Source organism: Staphylococcus sp. GDH8C109P, from assembly GCF_017893405.1.
GTDB classification, from domain to species: Bacteria; Bacillota; Bacilli; order Staphylococcales; family Staphylococcaceae; genus Staphylococcus; species Staphylococcus cohnii.
Genome location: NZ_JAESMX010000006.1, coordinates 290 through 6,270, shown reverse-complemented (window position 1 = coordinate 6,270; position 5,981 = coordinate 290). Strand labels below are relative to the sequence as shown.

Annotated in this window: 9 protein-coding genes; 4 read left to right on the top strand and 5 right to left on the bottom strand. The window is 32.7% G+C overall.

Annotated features, from left to right (window positions below):
* Positions 1-109 precede the first annotated feature (109 nt).
* The gene (locus tag KA867_RS01755; protein WP_070039741.1) at positions 110-376 is read right to left on the bottom strand and encodes a Txe/YoeB family addiction module toxin; all 267 of its coding nucleotides are present in this window, start codon (positions 374-376) and stop codon (positions 110-112) included.
* Positions 377-634: a type II toxin-antitoxin system Phd/YefM family antitoxin gene (locus KA867_RS01750; protein ID WP_064209985.1), complete on the bottom strand. Its 258-nt coding sequence runs from the start codon at positions 632-634 to the stop codon at positions 377-379. It lies immediately after the preceding gene.
* Positions 635-837: 203 nt separating this feature from the next.
* Between KA867_RS01750 and KA867_RS01745 the strand changes: the two genes are divergently transcribed.
* Positions 838-933, top strand: a complete 96-nt coding sequence (locus tag KA867_RS01745) for a type I toxin-antitoxin system Fst family toxin (protein ID WP_210136879.1) — start codon at positions 838-840, stop codon at positions 931-933.
* Between the two features lie 136 nt (positions 934-1,069).
* Here KA867_RS01745 and KA867_RS01740 read toward each other — a convergent pair whose 3' ends face one another.
* Both KA867_RS01740 and KA867_RS01735 read right to left on the bottom strand, forming a co-directional pair.
* Positions 1,070-1,804 carry a glucose 1-dehydrogenase gene (locus KA867_RS01740; RefSeq protein ID WP_210136878.1) on the bottom strand — a complete coding sequence of 245 codons (735 nt, stop codon included), beginning with the start codon at positions 1,802-1,804 and terminating at the stop codon, positions 1,070-1,072.
* Between the two features lie 68 nt (positions 1,805-1,872).
* On the bottom strand, positions 1,873-2,316 hold the full coding sequence (locus KA867_RS01735; RefSeq protein ID WP_210136877.1) for a GNAT family N-acetyltransferase: 444 nt from the start codon (positions 2,314-2,316) through the stop codon (positions 1,873-1,875).
* 151 nt (positions 2,317-2,467) lie between these two features.
* Here KA867_RS01735 and KA867_RS01730 point away from each other — a divergent pair, with 151 nt between their 5' ends.
* The 3 genes from KA867_RS01730 to KA867_RS01720 all read left to right on the top strand — a co-directional run bounded on the left by KA867_RS01730 (position 2,468) and on the right by KA867_RS01720 (position 5,090).
* Positions 2,468-2,911, top strand: coding sequence for a MarR family winged helix-turn-helix transcriptional regulator (locus KA867_RS01730; protein WP_210136876.1), 444 nt, complete (start codon positions 2,468-2,470; stop codon positions 2,909-2,911).
* A 60-nt stretch (positions 2,912-2,971) separates the two neighbouring features.
* Positions 2,972-4,219, top strand: coding sequence for an MFS transporter (locus tag KA867_RS01725; protein ID WP_348634785.1), 1,248 nt, complete (start codon positions 2,972-2,974; stop codon positions 4,217-4,219).
* A gap of 109 nt (positions 4,220-4,328) precedes the next feature.
* The gene (locus tag KA867_RS01720) at positions 4,329-5,090 is read left to right on the top strand and encodes a glucose 1-dehydrogenase (RefSeq protein WP_210136875.1); all 762 of its coding nucleotides are present in this window, start codon (positions 4,329-4,331) and stop codon (positions 5,088-5,090) included.
* 29 nt (positions 5,091-5,119) lie between these two features.
* On the opposite strand, the gene KA867_RS01715 is transcribed toward KA867_RS01720, so the two are convergent.
* Positions 5,120-5,981: dicarboxylate/amino acid:cation symporter (locus KA867_RS01715; protein ID WP_210136874.1), on the bottom strand; the 862-nt coding region annotated here is incomplete at its 5' end.

Below are 5,981 nucleotides of genomic sequence, written 5' to 3'. Positions count from 1 at the left end.
CCATGCCACGAAATTAGCATCATGCTAGCAAGTTAAGCGAACACTGACATGATAAATTAGTGGTTAGCTATATTTTTTACTTTGCAACAGAACCAAAAATTAGCTGCTTTTATTCATAATGTGACCATGCAGAAAGGATAAAAACTTCCTTATCATCTTCATCAACTGCGTAAACCACTCTATGTTGATGGTTTATTCTTCTTGAATAGCGCCCTAAGTGTTTAGGTTGCAACTTTTCAAAAGATTGGCTCGGAAAATAAGGATCTTCTTTTAACGTGTCTACAATTTTTAAGAATTGTGTTTTCAACTGTGATTGTTTAATTTTCTTTAAATCAGTTTTTGCTGAATTTTTAATAGAAATACTGTAATTATCCATTTAGAGGTTATCCCAGTCTAAATCATCAACGTTAGTGTAGCCACTGTTATCCTTTTCACGCTCTCGTACTTTATCCATAGTCCCTGTTGTTTCAAGATATAATGTTTCTTGAATACTATCCCAATCTTTCTGACTTATGATTACGGCGTTATTTTCACTCTTAGAACTGCTTATAATAACGGGTTCGTGGCTATCATTAACTTGTTTAAGTAATTCATAGAATTCTTTTCTAGCATTGGTAGGCGTTTTAATATTCATTATTAGTCACGTCCTTTCTTTATTCTATATTATAACGTACTTAAAAACGTACGTAAAGTTATGGCCTATAATGGGGTATAAGTTTGATTTTTACATAATTTCAACTTATCAGAAGTGGATATGCTTGTATACTTATAGATGATATAATAGTGGGGTCGCCTATCTCTCAGGCGTCTATTTGACGTAGAGAGGAGGTGCTAAAAATGACAGATATCTTTGTTCACATCACGACCACAGTCATCAGTGGTTTTATTGTTGCGCCGTTTGCGCATTGGTTACGTAAGCGTAACGATAAGTAAATAGGCGACATAACCGCACTAAAAACCCCTCACTACTAGGAATAGTGAGGGATTTGGTGCATTAAATGCAGATATCTTTATTAATTGCATTATAACACTATAGTGTTATAATGCAAAACTCTTAAAACCATTTTTATTACAATGCTGTCAAACCGCCATCAATAACAAATTCAGCCCCTGTAGAATAACTAGCTTCATCTGAAGCTAAAAAGATAACCATGTTTGATACTTCTTCTACTTGTGCTACACGTCTCATGGGAATCGTTTTTTTGAATTGTTCTACTTGCTCTTTAACATCTTCTTGCTCTAACATAGCGGTTTGGATAACCCCTGGATGTACGGAATTAACACGAATATTATAAGGAGATAATTCTCTAGATGCTGCTTTAGTCATACCTCTAACAGCAAATTTTGTATCAGTATATCCAATAGCACCCCCTACTAAGCCGTTCATAGATGATATGTTAATAATTGAACCGGCGTTTTGAGCTTTCATAGTCTCTGCTACAGTCTTCATACCTAAAAATACAGAAACCTGATTAATATTCACAATCTTCATATAAGCTGCTAAACTCAATTCTTCTAAAGGTGTACTATAAGTAATTCCTGCATTATTAACCAATACATCAATACGCCCCCATTTCTCAATAACTGTACTTATTACATTGCTCCAATGTTCTTCATTCGCCACATCATGTTGAATAAATATAGCGTTTTCTCCAAGTATTTGTGAAGTTTGTAACCCTAGTTCTTTGTTTATGTCAGTAATTACAACTTTTGCGCCTTCATTTAATGCTTTTTCAGCATGCATTTTGCCCATACCTTGTGCTGCTCCAGTAATAATTACAACTTTATCTTTTAATCTTTTCATTTTTTATGCACTCCTTATTTGGTTTAATTTATGTTATGAATCTTAGCTACTAAACACTACAGTGACAATTAATGTTTATTATACTTAAATATTAATTCACCATTTAAATCATCTATTGATGTATAACGAAAACCTAACTCTTCATATAACGCTCTTGCAATATCATTGTTTCTAACAATACTTAAATAGATTGTGTTTATATCATATTTATTTAAAACTAAATTTATCAGCAATTTCATAGCTTCTCGACCGTAGCCTTTACGTTGATATTGTTCATCAATAAGAATTCGATCAATCCAAGTTTCTTTGTTTTCTCCAAAGCAACCATACATCGCAAAACCAACGACAATATCACCTTTATAAATTGCTACTGGATGCCACTGTGAAGATTTCATTGCTTCGTTCAAACAATCCGTTATTGTTTCTATAAAATGAAATTGTTTCTTAGCTATTTTTAAATTTTTAACTTCATTTATATTAAATGAATCAACACTTTCTATATAAATACTCATAATTCCTCCTCGTCTTTTCCCTAAAATTATTATCTTTGAACTTATTTTCAATTTATAAAAAAGTAGGTATTTATTATACTATCAAATATTTTACCAGAAAGATAATTGCTGGTATATTAGTATCGTAGTAATTTTGGGGAAAGGAGCAATTATGGAAAAAAATAATTTTTTTGAATTGATTCATAATGTTGAACTGTTTAATGACGCTACAATGACACTTTTTATGAAAAAATTTGATATGAACGTTAACATTTCACAAATCTTGGCTTTATCTAAATTAAAAGAGAAGGGCCCACAGAAACCTTCGTCTCTTGCACTTTCTCTAGGCTATACTTCAGGAGCTATTACTAAATTAACGAATAAACTTGTAAAGGAAGGCTATATAGTTAGAGAGCAACAAGAAAATGATCGACGTGTTATTTTAATTACAATCACTGATCAAGGATTAGATGTTTTAGAAGAAGCCCAAAAGCAAGGGCGAAACATGAGAAATGAAGTTTATTCTGTTTTAAATACCGAAGAAGTTGAGCAACTACTAAGGATACAAAAGAAATTATTTGAACGTGTAAAATATCTAAATACAGAAAGCAGATAAATATTTTAAATTTTAGAGGTGGCTTAAATGCATAAAGAAAGGTTACATTTTGCGTGATTAATATTAATAGGGCTCTGTGTTTCTGTAGGATTAGGTAAAGCAGCGTTAAATAATTCAGCAGGTTTATTTTTATCCCCTGTGTCCCAAGATTTAAATGTAGGCGTAGGGAGTTTAACGATTTATTTAAGTGTTTCTTCGATTGTGACCCTGCTGTTTCTTCCGTTTGGAGGAAAACTATTATCTAAATATAGTGCACGGTTAGTATTATTTTTTGCTATTGTTTTACAAGCAGGCGCGTTCGCTTTATTTGGTTTAATGAACTCAGTTTGGGGATGGTATCTCTTAGCCATACCACTCGCTATAGGTGGTGTTTTCATTACCGTAATAGGTGGCCCTGTTTTAATTGAAAGATGGTTTAGTAAAGGTAAAGGGATTGCGCTTGGTATTTTATCAGCGATTGGGGGATTACTGGGTGTATTTGCACAACCTATTATAGGTACTTTAATCAGTCAATTTGGTTGGAGAAATGCATATTTTATTACAGGTATAGGTGTGCTTATTATTGTTGCGCCTATCATTTTATTATTAATCCGTAATTTTCCTAAGGATAAAAATACAAAAGCTTATGGAGATACAAGTGCTGGTATAGATTCTCATAAACAAACACAAAGCATTGAAGGTATTGCATATACTACGGCCAAAAAAACACCAGCATTTTTCTTATTAGGCCTCTTTTTCTTCATTATTACTGCCATATCGAGCTTTACAATGCACGTTCCTACTTACCTTGTTAACCATGGACAAAAAGTTAGTATTGCTGGCGCTATGATGTCTGCACTTATGGTAGGGGTTTTTGTAGGTTCACTTGTATTTGGTTATCTAACAGACAAGATTGGCGCAAAAAAAGTAGGTTTATTGGCTATGATACTAGGCCTAATCGCCACTATTTTATTGATTGATATGCCTGATTTTATTGTGATCGTAGCTGTTGCTTTATTCTTATTTGGTATGTTCACTTCATCAATTGGAACAATAGCACCAGCAATGGCTTCGGCATTATTTGGAAGTAAAGACTATAGTCAAATTTATTCCACTTCGTCAATTGGCTTAGCTCTTGCATCTATTGTGGCTTTACCAGCTTATGGATTTATATATGATATTTCAGGTAGCTATACAACGGGCCTTATTATTATTATTTTACTATTTGTGGCTAATATCATTGCTATTATTTTGGCTTTTAAAAATAAAGAAAAACTTGTTAAAGAAGGATATTGGAATTCTAGAAAGAAAGGTGATTTAAATGACTAGATTAGATAATAAAATTGCTATTGTAAGAGATAGTGCAAGAGCTATTTGACGAGTCTCTGTATTCTTAGGTAGCAGTGATTATTAATATATAAATAAAAGGAGATAAATTATGAACAAATTAATGGAAGATAAAGTTGGTATTGTTACAGGAGCAGGTAACGGGATTGGCAGAGCTAGTGCACTGGCTTTTGCAAAAGAAGGAGCAAAAGTTGTTGTTTCAGATATTTCTGAAGATGCAGGATATGAAACTGTGAGGCTCATTCAAGAGCAAGGTGGAGAAGCACACTTTGTTAAGTGTAATGTTGCTAAAGAAGAAGAAGTTAAAACTTTAATTGATGAAACTTTAGAAACATTTGGTAAATTGGATTGGGCGCATAATAATGCAGGAATAGGAGCACCAACAGCTCCATTAACAGAAGTTGACACAAAGCTTTGGCAACGTGCAATTGATGTTACTTTAACAGGTACATTTTTATGTTTGAAATATGAGATACCAGCTATACTTGAATCTGGTGGAGGCGCAATTGTTAATACAGCATCTACTGGAGGTTTAGTTGGTACACCTGGTTTAACACCCTATATTTCTGCTAAACACGGAGTTAATGGCTTAACTAAAAGTGCTGCCTTAGAATTTGGTAAAAAAAATATACGTATTAATTCAATTTGTCCAGGTATGACAAGAACTGCGGCGGTGGAAAGTTGGAGCCAAGAATCAACAGAACAAGCGAAAGCTTTTGAATCAGGAATCCCATTAGGGCGTATGGGTGTACCAATTGAACAGGCGAACGCCGCAGTGTGGTTATGTTCTGATCAGTCCTCTTTTATTACAGGTATTAATCTACCAGTTGATGGCGGAGAAACTGCAGAATAAATTAAAAAATAAAGGCTATAACTATAAAATTAGTTATAGCCTTTATTTTTTTTATCTATAACAGCAGCTCCAATTATATCACCTAATACATTGGAGGCAGTCCCACCCATTCCTATTATTGCATCAACACCAGCTATTAAAGCTACAATTTCTAACGGTAAACCGAATAAACTAAGAACAGCAGAAAGAGTAATAAGACCACCAGCTGGAATACCAGCAGTACCGATAGATAATACTGTTCCTATGATTACAATCATAAATAAATTTTCTAAAGATAAATTTATTCCGGTAACGTTAGTTGCAAATACAATTGATACCCCCATTCTAAGAGCGCCGCCATCAGAATTAAATATAGTACCCAAAGGGATTGAAAAATTAATCACCTCATTTGAAATATTAGCTTTTTTAGCAGACTTAATTGAAATAGGCAAAGAAGCGATACTACTTGAAGTGAAAAAAGCAGTTAAATAAGCTTCTTTAGTATCTTTTAAAAATTTCCAAACAGGTTTATTAGCTAATTTTAAAAAACTAAAATAAACTAGTAACCATAAAATAAAAATTCCTATATAAAAAGTGAGTGTAAATAATAATAAAGATTTAAAAGAGTTTAATCCTTGAGAACCAAATGTTGAGGCGCTAATACCAAATACACCAATTGGTGCGTATAGCAATATACCATTTAATATAATATTAAAAAGTTTATTCAAAATTTCAAAAAGTGATTGAAGCGATTCTGTTTTTTGTTGTGTGTTTTTATCAGATGAAGATAATAAAATCGACATCGAAATACCTAAAATTATAGCTATGAACAATATTGACAATAATTCACCAGAAGAAAATGTTTTAATCAAATTATCAGGTATTATTTTATATAAGGTTCTGTTGCAAAGT